Raw genomic sequence first — 16,615 nt, 5'->3', positions numbered from 1 at the left:
CAATGCCCGCCCTTAAAGTGGGGGATCTCCCCTTACCGCTGCACCTGGTGCACGCGGATCTGACCTGTCATCAGAACGAGAACAAACATGTTTAAACCGGAACTCCTTTCCCCGGCGGGAACGCTGCAAAATATGCGTTACGCTTTCGCCTATGGTGCCGACGCCGTCTACGCGGGCCAGCCGCGCTATTCGCTGCGCGTGCGTAACAACGAATTCAACCACGAGAATCTTCAGCTCGGCATCAACGAAGCGCATGCCCTGGGCAAAAAATTCTACGTGGTGGTGAACATCGCGCCGCACAACGCCAAGCTGAAAACATTCATTCGTGACCTGAAGCCGGTCGTGGAGATGGGGCCGGACGCGCTGATCATGTCGGACCCGGGTTTAATCATGCTGGTTCGGGAGAACTTCCCGGAGATGGACATTCACCTCTCGGTGCAGGCTAACGCCGTCAACTGGGCAACGGTGAAATTCTGGAAGCAGATGGGGCTGACCCGCGTCATTCTGTCTCGCGAGCTGTCTCTCGAAGAGATCGAAGAGATCCGCACCCAGGTGCCGGATATGGAGATCGAAATCTTCGTTCACGGCGCGCTGTGCATGGCCTACTCCGGCCGCTGCCTGCTCTCTGGCTACATCAACAAGCGTGACCCGAACCAGGGCACCTGCACCAACGCCTGCCGCTGGGAATATAACGTTCAGGAAGGCAAAGAGGATGACATCGGTAACATCGTGCATAAACACGAGCCGATCCCGGTCACCAACGTTGATCCAACGCTGGGTATCGGCGCGCCTACCGACAGCGTGTTTATGATCGAAGAAGCCAAACGTCCGGGTGAGTACATGACCGCCTTCGAAGACGAGCACGGCACCTACATCATGAACTCGAAGGATCTGCGCGCCATCGCGCACGTGGAGCGTTTAACCCAGATGGGCGTGCACTCCCTGAAAATCGAAGGCCGTACCAAGTCCTATTACTACTGCGCTCGTACCGCGCAGGTGTATCGCAAAGCCATCGACGATGCCGCCGCCGGTAAACCGTTCGACACCAGCCTGCTGGAAACGCTGGAAGGCCTGGCGCATCGCGGTTATACCGAAGGTTTCCTGCGTCGACATACCCACGACGACTACCAGAACTACGAGCATGGCTATTCGATTTCCGAACGCCAGCAGTTTGTAGGCGACTTCACCGGCGAGCGTAAAGGCCCGCTGGCCGCCGTCGCCGTAAAAAACAAATTCACTAAAGGCGACAGCCTGGAGCTGATGACACCGCAGGGCAACATGAACTTCCGCCTGGAGCATCTGGAAAACAAAAAAGGTGAGGCGATTGAGGTCGCACCTGGCGACGGCCATGTGGTCTGGCTGCCGGTTCCTGAAGAAGTAGAGCTGGAGTTTGCGCTGCTGATGCGCAATTTTGAAGGTGAAAATACCCGAAATCCGCACGGCAAATAGTCAATCAACGGGATTTTTTCACGCTGGGATAATTCTTAGAATCGGATCACATACCGCTTCGTTCAATACGAGTATTATCCCCCCGCTGAAAAACATAACCCATAAATGCTAGCTGTACCAGGAACCACCTCCTTAGCCTGCGTAATCTCCCTTACGCGGGCTTATTTTTTTGTTAACTCCTGAAATTTTTCCCCCTGACAAATATGGCGTTGCATTGACCCGGGAAAGGTTTGTGTCAGCATTAGGCGTATCATCTAAGCAAGTCGAACGAACAAAGGATCCTAATCACATTTTTAATGGATTTGAGAGGGATGAACACTATTCGGAACATTCCTAATTTTAAGTGTTAACAGGACCTTTACTCTTGATTTATTAACAATCAATGCTTCACACGGACGGAGAGATGAAGTGACATTCACAGGACAACTTTCAAAGGATCTTCCAGATTACGAACTCGCACGCAGTCTTGGTCTTGCCTCTGGCGGCGATATAAATTTCACAGCACTTGCAGGTCAACTGGACTGCAGCAGAAATTTTAGCCAGGCCGGGATTATCTACTCAGACGGTACACGTCAGTGGCTAGTACGGCCATCAAGAAGGATTGCGACACCAAACGAAAGCTCGGTTAGTCATGTAGTCATAACCAAAGTAAATGCCTCACAAGTTAACCCCGTTCACGCAACAACGGCTACGATTCAGTCCCCTTCCCTGGCGACTGAAATTGGTTCAACGGCAATTTCCTGCGGAGCCGCAATTCTTACTGTTGTACTTGCGGCAGGAGCCGGTATGGCTATACCTCTCACTGCAGGGTCTTCCGGTGCTATAGCCGCTGTGATTTTAGCCGGTGGTGTAGCAACTGGAATTCAATGTGCAAATGGGCTTGGCCGACTATCGTTGATTGCTATGAATCACGATGACTACGTTGCGTGGATGGACTCCCAGGAGTGGTATACAGCAACCAACACAGCCCTGGATGCGATTTCTCTTGCCGGGGCTGCTGCGGGTTTAAAAAGCGCTGCATTAACATATCGCCTTCTTAACCGTTCATCGTCTGAGAGTTTGCTCTCCTTATTACAAAAAATGAGCCGGGCCGACCGTACGCGATTAACAGAGGAGATTATTCGTATCCGCAATCCCGGCATCTCGAATTCAGGTGTAAAAGCAGCAATGAAGGCAGGCGTGTATCCCAAACGTTATCCGTCAGAAGCGTTGCAGTTGCTCTTACAGCGTGAGTTGCTGAATACCATTTCAAATTCTTCTGCCTTCGTTGGAAGTGCCATCTCAGGAAATATCAGAAATCCACAGAATGTTGCACAAACGGGTAAATACATTTTTGGTTTAATTCAGTCTTTTTCATTTACAGGAAGTTATTGACCCGTCCATGATGAAATACATTAAAGATAGCCTTGCATTAAGTGCTTTGGTTAAAAGTAAAATGGCGACCGATGATCCCAACCAGCTTGAAACATTAAAAGAACAGTTAAAAGATCGGTTCGGCGTTCCTGTGGGCGTCCATATGACAGGAATTCCTTTGGCAGTGAGCACGTTACTGGCTATTTTTTGCTACGCCATGCTGCAAGTGTCCCTCTGGTTGTTGCTGTTTCGCTGGCTCGGCTTACCCGAATTTAAGGTTATGATGGGAGTATTCATTGCAGCGATTGTGTATTGTCTGGTAGTGATGAGCACGATGTTTCTGACTACACGAGGTTCTTTACCTGGATATAAACTGCATATTTTCGTCATTACGCTGACAGGCATAATGAGCATCATTTATTTCATCTGGACGGGGATTTCGCTTTTATTCGGCGCTGTTGAGAACTACACACCGCAAATAACCTCTTTGCTGGGGCTGGGATGTTTCTTTTTGAACATTATGTGGATGAATTCATCGATTTTTTACCGCTCCATTGCGCTAACGCTACATAATCGGGTCTGGCGTAAGCAGCTCAAAATCGAGGCAAGGCCAATGTCACACCTCAAACGTTGACCACAATAGTCAATTGAGCGGCAGTAGTATGCACTGTAAGCGCTACGGGGTTCTTTAGTCGATTTCAAAGCCCTTACGCGGGCTTATTTTTTGCCTTTCATCCTGTTCTTACCCGCTTTTTCCCTCTCTGGGATACACTCTTTCTATAGCTAAAAAAGGGAGCAACCCGGATGGCAACCTATCCAGACAGTTTATTAATTCTTAACGGCAAGAGTGCAGGCAACGATCTGCTGCGCCAGGCGATTACCGAATTGCGTGAAGACGGAGCATGCATACACGTGCGAGTAACGTTTGAAAAAGGCGATGCGGCGCGCTACATCGACGAGGGCATCAGGTTAGGTGTTCAGACCATCATTTCCGGCGGCGGCGACGGAACGATCAACGAGATCGCCGGTGCGCTCATTGACCTCAACGCCGCAGCTCGCCCGGCGATGGGGATTTTACCGCTCGGTACCGCCAACGATTTTGCCACCAGCGCCGGTATTCCGGAGGATGTAGGAAAAGCGCTACAGCTGGCCATTCTCGGGAAAGCGACCGCCGTCGATATTGCTCAGGTGAATGAAAGAACCTGCTTTATCAATATGGCGACCGGCGGGTTCGGCACCCGCATTACCAGCGAAACGCCGGAAAAACTGAAGGCCGCGCTGGGCGGCGTATCATATTTGATCCACGGCCTGATGCGCATGGACACCCTCAAGCCCGACAGCTGTGAGATCCAAGGTGAAAACTTCCACTGGCAGGGCGACGCGCTGGTGATTGGTATCGGCAACGGGCGGCAGGCGGGGGGCGGTCAGCAGCTTTGCCCGGAAGCATTGATCAACGACGGTCAATTACAGCTGCGTATTTTTACCGGCGACGGGCTGCTGCCTGCGCTGTTTACGACGCTGACGCAGCCAGAGGAGAGCCCCAATATCATCGACGGCACATCCGCGTGGTTTGAGGTGATCGCCCCCCACGGCATGACCTTTAACCTTGACGGAGAGCCGCTCAGCGGCGAGCGATTCCGCATCGAAGTTTTGCCCGGCGCGTTGCAGTGCCGGTTGCCGCCGGACTGTCAGCTTTTGCGCTGATGTGTTGCCGGGTGGCGGCCCTCTTCCCGTATGCACTGAACAGTCCCCTCTCCCCGTTGGGGAGAGGGTTAGGGTGAGGGGAAAAGACTTAAGCGATCGTGACCTTACTGTCCAGATAGACGTCCTGAACCGCGTTGATCAGCTTCACGCCGTCGGCCATAGATTTTTTGAACGCCTTACGGCCAAGGATCAGCCCCATGCCGCCCGCGCGTTTGTTAATCACCGCCGTGCGCACCGCATCGGTCAGGTCGGTTTCACCGCCTGCCGCACCGCCGGAGTTAATCAGCCCGGCGCGGCCCATATAGCAGTTCGCCAGCTGGTAGCGCACCAGATCGATCGGGTTGTCGCTGGTCAGCTTGCTGTAGACGCGGTCGTCGGTATAGCCAAAGTTCACCGCTTTATAGCCGCCGTTATTCTCGGCCATTTTCTGCTTCACGATGTCCGCGCCGATGGTCGCCGCAAGGTGGTTTGCCTGACCGGTCAGATCCGCAGACACGTGGTAATCCACACCGTCTTTTTTGAACGAGCCGTTACGCAGATAGGCCCACAGCACGGTTACCATGCCCAGCTCGTGGGCGCGCTCGAACGCCGCGGAGATCTCTTCTATCTGACGACGCGACTGTTCAGAACCGAAATAGATGGTTGCCCCGACCGCCACCGCCCCCATATTGAACGCCTGCTCGACGCTGGCGTAGAGCGTCTGGTCGTATTCGGTTGGGTAGCTCAGGGTTTCGTTGTGGTTCAGCTTAACGAGGAACGGAATGCGGTGGGCATAGCGACGCGACACGGAGGCCAGCACGCCGTAGGTGGAGGCCACGCAGTTACAGCCTGCCTCAATTGCCAGCTCGACGATATTTTTCGGATCAAAATAGAGCGGGTTCGCGGCAAACGATGCCCCCGCAGAGTGTTCAACGCCCTGGTCAACGGGCAGAATAGAGAGGTACCCGGTTCCGCCCAGGCGGCCGGTATTATAAAGCGTCTGCATGTTTCGCAGTACGGCAGGAGGACGGTTGTTGTCGACCATGACGCGGTCTACGTAATCATGGCCAGGCAGATAAAGCTGGTCGGCTGGAATGGTCATACAACGATGCTGTAAAAGGCTGTCGGCGTCTTTGCCAAGCAGCTGCGCAATATCAGTCATAGTGATGCTCCCGTATGTCCGACATGATGTCGGAGCGTGTGATCCAAGCCCACGTTTTTGCAGGCAGACTAAGCCTGGTACCGACTTAACCTATTTTCCACCATTTGCAACTTTTTTAAGCACAATCTGCTGGCTCGTTTCATGTACAACATTTTTGTTACACTGATCAAACAATCGCCTTAAAGGTATTTAAAAGGTATTATCACATGGTATGTTACATGCGTACCTCTGACATGCAGGATTAAAAAATGAAAACGAAAGTCCAACTGTCATTCATGATGTTTGTTGAATGGTTTATCTGGGGCGCGTGGTTTGTGCCGCTGTGGCTGTGGCTGAGCAAGAGCGGGTTTACTGCTGGGGAAATTGGCTGGTCCTATGCCTGTACCGCTATTGCCGCGATCCTCTCTCCTATCCTGGTCGGCTCGCTGACCGACCGTTTCTTCGCCGCCCAGAAAGTGCTGGCCGTGCTGATGTTCGCTGGCGCGATTCTGATGTATTTCGCAGCACAGCAAACCCAGTTCAGCACCTTCTTCCCGCTGTTGCTGGCCTACTCCCTGACCTATATGCCGACCATCGCGCTGACGAACAGCATCGCTTTTGCGAACGTCGATGACGTGGAGGCTGATTTCCCGCGCATCCGCGTGATGGGCACCATCGGCTGGATTGCATCCGGCCTGGCGTGCGGCTTCCTGCCCCAGATGATGGGCTATAGCGACATCTCTGACACCAATATCCCGCTGCTGATGACCGCTGTCAGCTCCCTTCTGCTCGGCGTCTTCGCACTTTTCCTGCCGAATACCCCGCCGAAGAGCACCGGCAAGCTGGATATCAAAGTGATGCTGGGGCTGGATGCGCTGATCCTGCTGCGCGATAAAAACTTCCTGGTGTTCTTCTTCTGCTCATTCCTGTTCGCCATGCCGCTGGCTTTCTACTACATCTTTGCCAACGGCTATCTCACCGAAGTGGGGATGAAAAACGCCACCGGCTGGATGACCCTCGGCCAGTTCTCTGAAATCTTCTTCATGCTCGCTCTGCCGTTCTTTACCAAACGCTTTGGTATTAAGAAGGTCTTGCTGCTGGGCCTGATCACCGCCGCCATTCGCTACGGCTTCTTTGTTTACGGCGGTGCCGAACAATACTTCACCTACGCCCTGCTGTTCCTCGGCATTCTGCTGCACGGCGTAAGCTATGACTTCTATTACGTCACCGCGTACATCTACGTGGATAAAAAAGCGCCCGTGCATATGCGCAACGCGGCGCAGGGCTTGATCACGCTGTGCTGTCAGGGCTTTGGTAGCCTGCTGGGTTACCGTCTCGGCGGCGTGATGATGGAAAAAATGTTCGCCTATAAAGAGCCGGTGAATGGGCTGACCTTCAACTGGGCCGGAATGTGGACGTTTGGTGCAATCATGATTGTAGTGATTGCCGTGCTGTTTATGCTGTTTTTCCGCGAATCGGATAAAGAGATCACCGCAATTGAGGTGGTTGATGGCGATACCGCGCTGACACGAGGGGAAGTTAAATGAAACAAGACCGTATTCTCGGTGCTCTTTACGGGCAGGCGTTAGGGGATGCGATGGGGATGCCGTCTGAACTGTGGCCGCGCAAGCGGGTGAAAGCGCACTTCGGCTGGATCGACCGTTTCTTACCCGGCCCGGCTGAGAATAATGCCGCCTGCTACTTTAATCAGGCCGAATTTACGGATGATACGTCGATGGCGCTGTGCCTGGCCGACGCGATTATCGAATGCGACGGGGAAATTAATCCTGACGTTATCGGTAAGCATATTCTGGACTGGGCGCTGGATTTTGACGCGTTCAATAAGAATGTGCTCGGCCCGACCTCCAAAATTGCCCTGAACGCCATCCGTGACGGCAAGCCGGTGAGCGAGCTGGAAAATAACGGCGTCACCAACGGGGCGGCGATGCGCGCCTCCCCGCTGGGATGCCTGCTACCGGCCACGCGTCTGGCACATTTTGTTGAACAGGTTGCGTTAGCCTCCAGCCCGACCCATAAATCGGATCTCGCCATCGCCGGTGCGGTGGTCATCGCGTGGGCGGTTTCACGCGCTATCGACGGCGAGCGCTGGCAGAACATCGCCGATGCCCTGCCGGGTATTGCCCGTGCGGCACAGGAGGCGAACACCACCACCTTCAGCGCATCGCTTTCCGCTCGTATTGAGCTGGCCCTGAAAACCGTGCGCGAAGCCAACGGTACGGAGACCGCCAGCGAGCAGATCTATCAGCTTATTGGCGCGGGCACGAGCACACTGGAGTCCGTTCCGGCGGCGATTGCGATGGTCGAACTCGCGGGCACCGATCCGAACCGCTGCGCGGTGTTATGCGCCAACCTGGGCGGTGATACTGACACTATCGGCGCGATGGCAACGGCCATCTGTGGCGCGCTGCACGGTGTACAGGCCATTGATCCGGCGCTTAAAAGCGAACTTGATGCCGTAAACCAGCTTGATTTCGGACGCTACTGCGAAAAACTGCTGCACTTCCGGGAGCAAAGGGAGGGCGTATGAGTGCTTTTGCCCGCCGTCTCGAAACCCTTCACGCTACGCGCCCCGTAACGGTGCTCGGCGCGGCGGTCATCGACGTGATTGCCGACGCCTACGCCCTGCCCTGGCGCGGGTGTGATATCGAGCTGAAGCAACAGGGAGTGAATATTGGCGGCTGCGCGCTGAATATCGCCATCGCCCTCAAGCGGCTCGGCATTGCAGCGCAAAACGCGCTTCCCGTTGGCCACGGCGTGTGGGCCGATATTATCCGTAATGCCATGGCGAAGCAGGATCTGCACAGCGCCGTGGAAGCGGAAACGGGCGATAACGGCTGGTGCCTGGCGCTGGTGGAGCCTGATGGTGAACGGACCTTCATGTCGTTTAGCGGTGTGGAGAATCAGTGGCAGCAACGCTGGCTGGATGGGTTGAGCGTGCCGGAGAAAAGCCTGATCTATTTGTCCGGCTACCAGTTGGCGTCGCCCAGCGGCGAGCTGCTGACGGCCTGGGTGGAACGTCTTCAGGATGTGACGCTCTTTATCGATTTCGGTCCGCGCATCGCGGATATTCCCGACCCGCTGATGGCGCGGATTATGGCCCGTAAACCGGTTGTCTCGCTCAATCGGCAGGAGGCGGAACTTGCCGCCGAATGGCTTGGCGTGAACGTGGAACAGCTCGGCACTCAGTGGCAGCAACGGTTTGGCGCTGCGCTAATCGTACGCCATGATAAAGACGGGGCGGTCTGGTACGACGCTGACGCTTCCGGACACGTTCCGGCGTTTCCTGCTACCGTCGTCGATACCATCGGTGCCGGTGACAGCCATGCGGGAGGTACCCTTGCCGGGCTGGCTGCGGGATGGTCACTGCCAGAGTCGGTACAGCTTGGCAATGCCGTGGCCGCCTGGGTAGTCAGCCATCGCGGTGGAGACTGCGCCCCCACGCGCGAGGCCCTACTCCTCGCACACAAAGACGTATAGGTCGCTGCGGCAGTAGCTGATGCTGTACTCAATTGGCCGCTGCTGTTGATCGAGCGCGACTTGCTTGATCACCAGCACCGGTATCTTATCGTCCATCTTGATATGCGCCTGAAACTCGCTGTCCGGCATCCGGGCGCTGACGCGGGAACGGGTGCGCTGCGGAAAGATATTCTGGCTGCGGAAGTAATCATAAAGCGAGACGCCAATGTCGTCCGGGTTGGGAATTAATCCTACCGGTACCCAGGACTCCTCTATCGATACCGCATCGTCATCCACGTAACGGATGCGCTTAAGCAAAAACACATCGCTTTCCGGCGCAAGGGAAAGATGGCGGGCGATCTCTTCCGGGCACTTCACGATGCGTTTATTGACCCACAGGGTGTTGGGCGTTTTGCCACGCAGCACCACCTGCTGAGAAAAGCCGCGCGCCTCTTTCAGCGAATATTCAAAGATATTGTTGATTTGCGTCCCGTATCCACGCGCGCGGGTAACGACGCCAGCCTCTTCCAGCGCCTGCATGGCTTTACGCACCGTAATACGCGACACTCCGGCCAGCTGGCTCAGATCGCGCTCGCCGGGCAAAATATTACCGTGCGCGAGCACACCGCTGCGCACCGCGTTCTTGACCGTTTCGGCAAATTTCAGATACAGCGGCGTGTTGTCCGGTGCGGCAATTCGTTCCTTGAGTTGAGCAATTAACCGGGTATGCGCTTGTTCCATCTCTGTTTTTCTCTGGCATGAGTTTCATGCCAGTATACGGCTTACCACCATGCATGAAAATGGTGAACCGGACCAATACCGTGACCCACTTCCAGAGAATCGGCTTTTGCCAGCGCGCCCGAGAGCCAGACCTTCGCCTCCTGCACCGTATCCGCCCATGTGGCGTGACGAGGACGCAGCGCCGCCAGCGCCGCCGAGAGCGTACAGCCCGTGCCATGGGTGTTTTTGGTCTGGACACGTGGCGCGGTGAAACGTTGCGTGCCATCGTGGGTGAAAAGCCAGTCCGGGCTTTCTGCATCATCAAGATGGCCGCCTTTCATCAGCACCGCGCGACACCCCATCGCCAGCAGCGCATTCCCCTGCTCTTTCATCTCACGTTCGTTTTGCGCGTGTGGCGCATCCAGCAGCGCGGCGGCTTCAGGCAGGTTTGGCGTGATCAGCGCAACCTGCGGCAGCAGCTTTTTACGCAGGGTGTCGACAGCCGAGGCGGAGAGCAGCGGATCGCCGCTTTTGGCCAGCATCACGGTATCAAGCACCACGTTTTTTATCTGGTAGTGTTTGAGACGTTCAGCGACCGCTTCAACAATGTCCGCCTCTGCCAGCATGCCGATCTTGGTGGTGTCGATACGTACGTCGCTGAATACCGAATCCAGCTGCGCGGCGACAAAATCCGGGTCAATGCGATACACCGACTGTACGCCGCGCGTGTTTTGCGCAACCAGCGCGGTGATAACCGAGCACCCGTATGCGCCGAGCGCAGAGAAGGTTTTCAGGTCTGCCTGGATCCCCGCTCCGCCGCTGGGATCGGTTCCCGCTATAGTCAGGGCATTAATGCGCGTCATACCTGTTCCTCCAGCGCGTAAAGCGCGTCCAGAAACGCGGAGACAAAGCTGCCAGGCCCCCGGCTTTGAGTCAGGGCAACTGACCCTGCGCGCTTCATAAAGCCGCAGGCTGCCGCCGCGTTATCAAGCCTGTCGCCAGGCAGCGAGCAGCAGGCGGCGACGACCGCCGAGAGCGCACAGCCAGTTCCTACCACGCGGGTCATCAGCGGGTCGCCCCCCGCGACCGTACGGGTTCGCTGGCCGTCGGTGATGTGATCCACTTCCCCTGTGACGACTACAACGGCGTGGGTCTGGCGGGCAAGCGCCTGCGCAGCGGTCAACGCGCTCGCTGCCGTATCGGTGGAATCGACCCCACGTCCGCCCGCACTCATTCCGGCAAGGGCGAGGATTTCGGAGGCGTTGCCACGAATGGCCGCAGGTTTAAGGGATAATATTTGCTGGCAAAAACGGGTGCGGAACGCCAGCGCGCCAACCGCGACGGGGTCCAGAACCCAGGGTGTGCCCGCGGCTACCGCGCTCTCAATAGCCCGACGCATCGACTGGGCGCGCGGCGCGGTGAGCGTGCCAACGTTGACGAGCAGGGCATCGGCAAGCGCGGCAAACTGTTCCGCTTCCTCGGCTTCGATCACCATTGCCGGGGAAGCACCGAGCGCGAGCAGAACGTTGGCGGTGAAGGTCTGCACGACATCGTTGGTCATACAGTGCGTGAGCGGGGAACGGGTTCGGAATTGATGTAAAACGTGTGAGTCGAGCAGGTCAGGCTGCATGGTTTCGCTCCTGCCGTGCGGAAAGAAGCGATGACCGGGTAGGCATCTGACTTCCCTACGCTGGCATTATCCAGATCAGGTAATACGGGTATTTCTCAGCCTTCACAAGGAAGGGCACCCCGAGTCAAATAAAACAAAATCAAAATCTTGCGATTAATGCTCCTCATTAATCCCTGGTCAGGATAGTAATGCCAGCGGGAAGACTTGTAAACGGCAAAAGCGGCCCTTTAGAGCCGTGAGTGACAGGATGAGTGACAGTTTGTGTGACACAAGTATCCATCCCTTTCTTAGACTCAAGCCGTCTCGAGTATAAGAATATGCAGGTACACTGAGGATCGCAGGAAGTGCAGCCCCGGTATTACTGACTAATGCTATTTGCCACTATTACGGAATACCGGTTTAAGGTACAAAAAAGCCGGGATGCACGTAAAATGACCAGACACATTTTGGGAAGGAGTCTTCAATGGATATCGCGCTGCTCGACAGGGGCTGGAACAGAACATGGTCAGATACAATGGTGAATCTGGAAGCCCGTAAACTCGTCGAAACAGCAAACCGGCTGTCAGCATTCTATTTGGAAAATGGTCTTACACGTATCAAGTTTGTCGAAGAGATAAGGCAGGTCGTAGAGAAAGAATTTGAAACTGCACGACGGGCCAAAACCGATGAAGAATGCATTGCATGCATCAAAAATCTGCGTGCCGAAAGAGATAATCTACAAGAACAAGAACGCCTGTTAAGAACCAGAGCCGCACAACTTTATGCAAAGGTCGAGTTTGTCAGGGAAAATAACAAGATAGTCGGGTATGTGATTTCGGCTGTGAATGTGGTGCTTTCAGGGATGGTTTTCTACGGCGGAATGATCATGATCTCGACGATGACCCCTATTGGAGTCCTCGCTGGTGCACTCTTAGTTGCAGATGGCGCTAACGGTATAACTAAAGAAGTGAATAAATTTTTATCTGAATGACAATCTAACTCTGAAGGTGTGGTCGCTGACAAAGTGATTAATATTGCTCAGTTTATGGGGTTTAAGGCTGAATCTGGTCTGGCTTTTTATAACACTCTAACACTAAGCGCAAACATCTACAGCATTGTTGGATTAGCGCGAAAAGCAGGTGCCTGGCGATTGTTCCGTTGGCTTCCCCACGATTACTACCGTCAAGTCAACACAATGAGCCGCCCCAAGTTAACTATGAAAATAGTAGGCTACGGTATCAACGCTAAGGTTATTTTTGACCTGCTTTCCACCGAATCACCGAATCATTAGCCCCTGTATTTTCTCCAGAACCGCCAGGATTTGTAAGAAAGGACTGGCGGTTGAACAAAAACAGCAATCAGCATTGCTATGAATAAACCGATCCCGGTTGATATGATATATTCTATTTCATTTGAAATAATTACCCAAAGAAACATTGCTGTGAAAGCGCAAAAGATCCAAAGAACTATCCTGAATCGATTAGCTAGATCCTGAATCGCCTCTCCCAACGTGCCGCCATAGCTTTCAACGTTGTTTTTTATCTTCTGTACATCAGATTGAGTAAAGCCAGAACGTAGTAAGGCGTCTTCTGTAACATCCATATTATCTCTCAGCATTTCTTAACTGGCGATGGTATACACAATCATACTGATCAACTTTACAGCAATCCAGCCGAAACTTTGCGGCAGACTCTACCGCCCTTTCCTTAGTCCTGGTAATACCAAGACGTTACAACCAAGCCAAACCATCTATCACGTAACAAACTGATCATAACGGAAAGGTGTGCAAATAGCGTCTGGTAATACCAGAGCCGCTCTTCTCATGACCGACCATCTGTTGCAGATGTGCCAAGTTACCCACCCAGCCAGCTAAACAGGTTGAAATCATGGTGTGCCGGACACTGTGAACTAGCCGCCGCTGTCCATAATCATCACGGTACGGAATACCAAGCTGATCGCGGACATCGGCTAAAATTTTGCCGATCTTCGGCATATTCTTGCCAGACACAGGCGAGAAAATCTTCTCTTTCCATTGATGATTTACAAAATCGAGGAAACCCCACTCGATCAGTTTGGGATGGATCGGCACCTGCCTTGTAACGTACTCGGTTTTACCCTGTCCTCCTTCAGCGATCAGGAGATAGTGCCGCTGGCTAACTTCATCAAATTTGATTTGTGATTTCTCCAGCTTGACGATCTCCCCTCTTCTGGCTCCCGTGTACGCCAACAGCAAGGTGATCCACTTCTGCCACCCGTCAGGCTGCTTGAGCGCCCACCCTACAAACTTTCTCATTTCCGCTGCACTGTAAGCTCCAAACCTCGCTTTCGACGGTGCGGCGACTACTCCATCTGTCGGAGACTTCTCCAGAATATCTTTATTATCAGTCAGGAAGGTTTTGAAGAGCGATTTATAAATCTTCAAATGCTTGTGGATAGACTCAGCGACAACCAAATCTTCAGGCGGGACATCATCACACTCGATCAGTTGCTGAACAGTCATTGACCGATAAGGCTGCACTACACGCTTAGGCAAGTTTTCAACAACTTCCATAAAGCGCTCATTGGCCTGTGAAATTGCCTTCATCCAGTTTTGGGCTTTCTCTTTTTTGTACATATTCCAGGCGCCAGCCAGTGTTAACACATCCTTTGACTGTGCTTCTGTTTGTTCTTCCTCATCTTCTGAAGGCGCAACAAGCTCGCGGTATTCCTGGACAACTATCGGCTGAAGAGTGCGACGTTCTTCACTGAGAAATTGGTGCGCCAGCCAATGTTCATTCTGCTGCTTCAGGCTAGTGCCATACTCGGAAAGACGCTTACCGAAGTGATCCGGTTGGATGGTTCCACGTTGAACCAGTGGAATTACAGGAGAAGCAAAAGACACGAGCAACTGCGCCTGGGTGTGGCTGTCAGTCTCTAACGACTTACGGAAAAACTTATTATCAGGCAGGCGAAAACGAACGTAATAAACCCCGTTACGTTTAATGGTGTAGCGTATGGTCTGGTGTCCCATTTCGTGAGCCTCGATGTGATCGGCTAAACAAAACGGTTCGAAAATCGCAGATAAGCCTTTGATTTTACCTTGGATAATTGCCAGGACTACGCTGGCATTATCCAGATCAGGTAATACGGGTATTTCTCAGCCTTCACAAGGAAGGGCACCCCGAGTCAAATCATCTATAAAACAAAAGCTTAAACAATACTTTGTTATTTAGTGTACCCGCGGTTGAGCCTGCTGACAACCATTTTCACTTTATCTCACTGCCTTATAAGGTACAGACGGGTTCAGGTTACACAAAAAATGAGAAATTCTATTGTTCATTTTCCGGTATTATTTGTACTGAATAAATAACTAACATTGAATTCACATTAAAAATATCTTTATTTAATGTCTACATTGAAAATCTTACGGAAGAATATCTTGCCCTTTATTTAAACACACCCACTCGATAATGTTTACTTTCAGCTTTAAAGGTCGTGATTTTCATTTGAAAACCCCCGTGTAAACCTTAATTTCCATCTCTTAAATAAAAACCGCATAAGTGTTAAAATAAAATTTCATAAAAATCATAAGGTTAAATTAAGCCACCTCGCAAGCGTATCACAACAAATTGATTTTAAAGAAGAAACAATGCAAGAGCATAATTTCTCATCATTCTTATCATTAATAAGAAACATGATCAAAATCAATATTTCTCGTCGCGAAATATCTATAGTTTCGCTCCGTTACCAACATAAATATTAAATACAACTATAAAATTCGACACACTTAAACTTACCCATTCAGCTCTGCTTAAACAAACGTTAGCAATATCGCTAGCGTATATTTTATCTGCCAAACACTGTGAGTCATTTCAAATGAAACCTGTTAGTGAAACCGTCATCGCTGTCGCTATTATCGGTGCTCTTTTTGCTGGTACAATGAACGTAGCTAAAGCTGCTGATGTAAATGTAAATCTTAACGATAATGTTACCAATTCAGGTACTTTTATTCAGGTTCAAGGGACTAACAACACCGCATATAACCTTGATAACATCAAGGCTAGCAACACTCAACAAGACGGACAAATCTATAATCTGCAAGGGGATGTTGAGAAGGCAAACATTGCTATCAATAATGCGCAAGATACTGCTAACACTGCTGTAAATAAAGCTGATGCTGCTCAAGCTGGTGTTAATGCTAATGCACAATTTAACTCTACTTTGAATCAGAAAGTAGATGACAACAAAGCTGATCAGACCTCCACCGACAACAAACAAAATATTTTGATTAATGACATTAAAAACAAAGCAGACACTGCTTTACAAGGTGTTGTTAACAATGGTTCCGATATTAAATCATTGCAAGATGAAAGCGCGTTACAAGGTTCTGTATTGATTAACCATGATCAACGGATCACCGCTTTAGAGAACCAAACACCACCTAAAGACGGTGTTAATGGTAAAGATGGTGTTGACGGTAAAGACGGGGCAACGGGTGCTACAGGCGCTGCAGGTGCAACAGGTGCGCAAGGTTTAAAAGGTGATACAGGCGCACAAGGTATAGCTGGGAAAGATGGTGCTCCAGGTGTTAAGGGTGAGAAAGGAGATAAAGGAGATTCCATCAAAGGTGATAAGGGCGACACTGGCGCTAAAGGTGATAAAGGGGATGCAGGTAAAGCTGGCTCTAACGGAATCACAACTACCATCACTAAGAAAGAAGTTGATACTAAAACTATCAATCTGGTTAAGTCACTCAATACCCAAACTACAGCACAAGCTAAAGATCTGAAAGCTGCTCAACAAGTGTTCGCACAAGCGCAAGCTAACACTAACTCTCAATTCAAGAGCCTGAAAGATGAAGTTGATAGCAATAAGAAAGAAGCCCGTTCAGGTGCTGCTAGCGCTGTAGCTATCGCCTCTATGCCTCAAGTAGAGAAAGAACAGGCTGTCATGTTCTCTGCTGGTGTAGGTAGCTTTAAAGACGAGCAAGCTGTTAGTGTGGGTGCATCCTTCCACGTTGGTAGCAACACCATCGTTAAAGCTGGCGTAAGCGATTCTACAAATAATGATCTTGCTATGGGCGCAGGCATCGGGATTGGCTTTTAAGAAAAACACGTAACTCGACTACATTCATAATAGAGGAAGCTTTTCAGGGCGACAGTACTTCGCTGATGGAAAGTATGATGATGGCCAATAACATGCTC

At 51.9% G+C, this 16,615-nt stretch carries 14 protein-coding genes, 1 pseudogene and 1 riboswitch; of the genes and pseudogenes, 9 read left to right on the top strand and 6 right to left on the bottom strand.

Annotation, left to right across the window (positions count from 1 at the left end; genetic code table 11):
* The first annotated feature begins 87 nt into the window (after positions 1 to 87).
* From yegQ to yegS, 4 genes are all read left to right on the top strand, one after another.
* Positions 88 to 1,449 (top strand): tRNA 5-hydroxyuridine modification protein YegQ, encoded by a 1,362-nt coding sequence (yegQ, locus tag ACOT1A_RS04450; protein WP_063162886.1) that lies wholly within the window; start codon positions 88 to 90, stop codon positions 1,447 to 1,449.
* Positions 1,450 to 1,857: 408 nt separating this feature from the next.
* Positions 1,858 to 2,823 carry a hypothetical protein gene (locus ACOT1A_RS04445; protein ID WP_023300559.1) on the top strand — a complete coding sequence of 322 codons (966 nt, stop codon included), beginning with the start codon at positions 1,858 to 1,860 and terminating at the stop codon, positions 2,821 to 2,823.
* Positions 2,824 to 2,830: 7 nt separating this feature from the next.
* A complete protein-coding gene (locus tag ACOT1A_RS04440; protein ID WP_276169857.1) occupies positions 2,831 to 3,436 on the top strand; it encodes a hypothetical protein in 606 nt (201 codons plus the stop codon).
* A gap of 170 nt (positions 3,437 to 3,606) precedes the next feature.
* Positions 3,607 to 4,506 (top strand): lipid kinase YegS, encoded by a 900-nt coding sequence (yegS, locus tag ACOT1A_RS04435; protein WP_276169858.1) that lies wholly within the window; start codon positions 3,607 to 3,609, stop codon positions 4,504 to 4,506.
* A gap of 88 nt (positions 4,507 to 4,594) precedes the next feature.
* Here the strand turns inward: yegS and fbaB are convergent, their stop codons facing one another.
* The gene (gene fbaB / locus ACOT1A_RS04430) at positions 4,595 to 5,647 is read right to left on the bottom strand and encodes a class I fructose-bisphosphate aldolase (protein ID WP_022648654.1); all 1,053 of its coding nucleotides are present in this window, start codon (positions 5,645 to 5,647) and stop codon (positions 4,595 to 4,597) included.
* A 248-nt stretch (positions 5,648 to 5,895) separates the two neighbouring features.
* Here fbaB and ACOT1A_RS04425 point away from each other — a divergent pair, with 248 nt between their 5' ends.
* The 3 genes from ACOT1A_RS04425 to ACOT1A_RS04415 are packed head-to-tail and all read left to right on the top strand — an operon-like array spanning position 5,896 to position 9,124.
* Positions 5,896 to 7,173, top strand: coding sequence for a nucleoside permease (locus tag ACOT1A_RS04425; RefSeq protein WP_276169859.1), 1,278 nt, complete (start codon positions 5,896 to 5,898; stop codon positions 7,171 to 7,173).
* The gene (locus ACOT1A_RS04420) at positions 7,170 to 8,174 is read left to right on the top strand and encodes an ADP-ribosylglycohydrolase family protein (RefSeq protein WP_022648656.1); all 1,005 of its coding nucleotides are present in this window, start codon (positions 7,170 to 7,172) and stop codon (positions 8,172 to 8,174) included. The genes ACOT1A_RS04425 and ACOT1A_RS04420 overlap by 4 nt, the downstream gene beginning before the upstream one ends.
* On the top strand, positions 8,171 to 9,124 hold the full coding sequence (locus ACOT1A_RS04415; protein ID WP_045308644.1) for a PfkB family carbohydrate kinase: 954 nt from the start codon (positions 8,171 to 8,173) through the stop codon (positions 9,122 to 9,124). The genes ACOT1A_RS04420 and ACOT1A_RS04415 overlap by 4 nt, the downstream gene beginning before the upstream one ends.
* Here the strand turns inward: ACOT1A_RS04415 and ACOT1A_RS04410 are convergent.
* The 3 genes from ACOT1A_RS04410 to thiM are packed head-to-tail and all read right to left on the bottom strand — an operon-like array spanning position 9,098 to position 11,453.
* Positions 9,098 to 9,844, bottom strand: a complete 747-nt coding sequence (locus tag ACOT1A_RS04410) for a GntR family transcriptional regulator (RefSeq protein WP_022648658.1) — start codon at positions 9,842 to 9,844, stop codon at positions 9,098 to 9,100. The two genes, ACOT1A_RS04415 and ACOT1A_RS04410, sit on opposite strands and share 27 nt — an antisense overlap.
* Positions 9,845 to 9,885: 41 nt before the next feature.
* Complete coding sequence (gene thiD, locus ACOT1A_RS04405; RefSeq protein ID WP_023300565.1) at positions 9,886 to 10,686, bottom strand: bifunctional hydroxymethylpyrimidine kinase/phosphomethylpyrimidine kinase; 801 nt, start codon at positions 10,684 to 10,686, stop codon at positions 9,886 to 9,888.
* Positions 10,683 to 11,453 carry a hydroxyethylthiazole kinase gene (gene thiM, locus ACOT1A_RS04400; protein ID WP_023306588.1) on the bottom strand — a complete coding sequence of 257 codons (771 nt, stop codon included), beginning with the start codon at positions 11,451 to 11,453 and terminating at the stop codon, positions 10,683 to 10,685. Before thiM ends, thiD begins: the two co-directional genes overlap by 4 nt.
* A 35-nt stretch (positions 11,454 to 11,488) precedes the next feature.
* Positions 11,489 to 11,585, bottom strand: a riboswitch (TPP riboswitch).
* 331 nt (positions 11,586 to 11,916) lie between these two features.
* On the opposite strand from thiM, the pseudogene ACOT1A_RS04395 reads away from it, so the two are divergent.
* Positions 11,917 to 12,723 (top strand): annotated as a pseudogene (locus ACOT1A_RS04395) (DUF4225 domain-containing protein).
* Here the strand turns inward: ACOT1A_RS04395 and ACOT1A_RS04390 are convergent.
* Positions 12,720 to 13,034, bottom strand: a complete 315-nt coding sequence (locus ACOT1A_RS04390) for a hypothetical protein (RefSeq protein ID WP_232934171.1) — start codon at positions 13,032 to 13,034, stop codon at positions 12,720 to 12,722. The pseudogene ACOT1A_RS04395 and the gene ACOT1A_RS04390 sit on opposite strands and share 4 nt — an antisense overlap.
* A 166-nt stretch (positions 13,035 to 13,200) precedes the next feature.
* Positions 13,201 to 14,442 carry a tyrosine-type recombinase/integrase gene (locus ACOT1A_RS04385; RefSeq protein WP_276169860.1) on the bottom strand — a complete coding sequence of 414 codons (1,242 nt, stop codon included), beginning with the start codon at positions 14,440 to 14,442 and terminating at the stop codon, positions 13,201 to 13,203.
* An 845-nt stretch (positions 14,443 to 15,287) separates the two neighbouring features.
* Between ACOT1A_RS04385 and ACOT1A_RS04380 the strand changes: the two genes are divergently transcribed.
* Entirely contained in the window at positions 15,288 to 16,517 is a 1,230-nt protein-coding gene (locus ACOT1A_RS04380) for a YadA C-terminal domain-containing protein (RefSeq protein ID WP_276169861.1), read from the top strand.
* Positions 16,518 to 16,615: the final 98 nt, after the last annotated feature.

It is taken from the genome of Enterobacter cloacae complex sp. SYL003 (assembly GCF_049236925.1).
Taxonomy (GTDB): Bacteria; Pseudomonadota; Gammaproteobacteria; order Enterobacterales; family Enterobacteriaceae; genus Enterobacter; species Enterobacter intestinihominis.
Note: the sequence above shows the minus strand (reverse complement) of the source record. Positions and strands in the feature narration are given on the sequence as shown.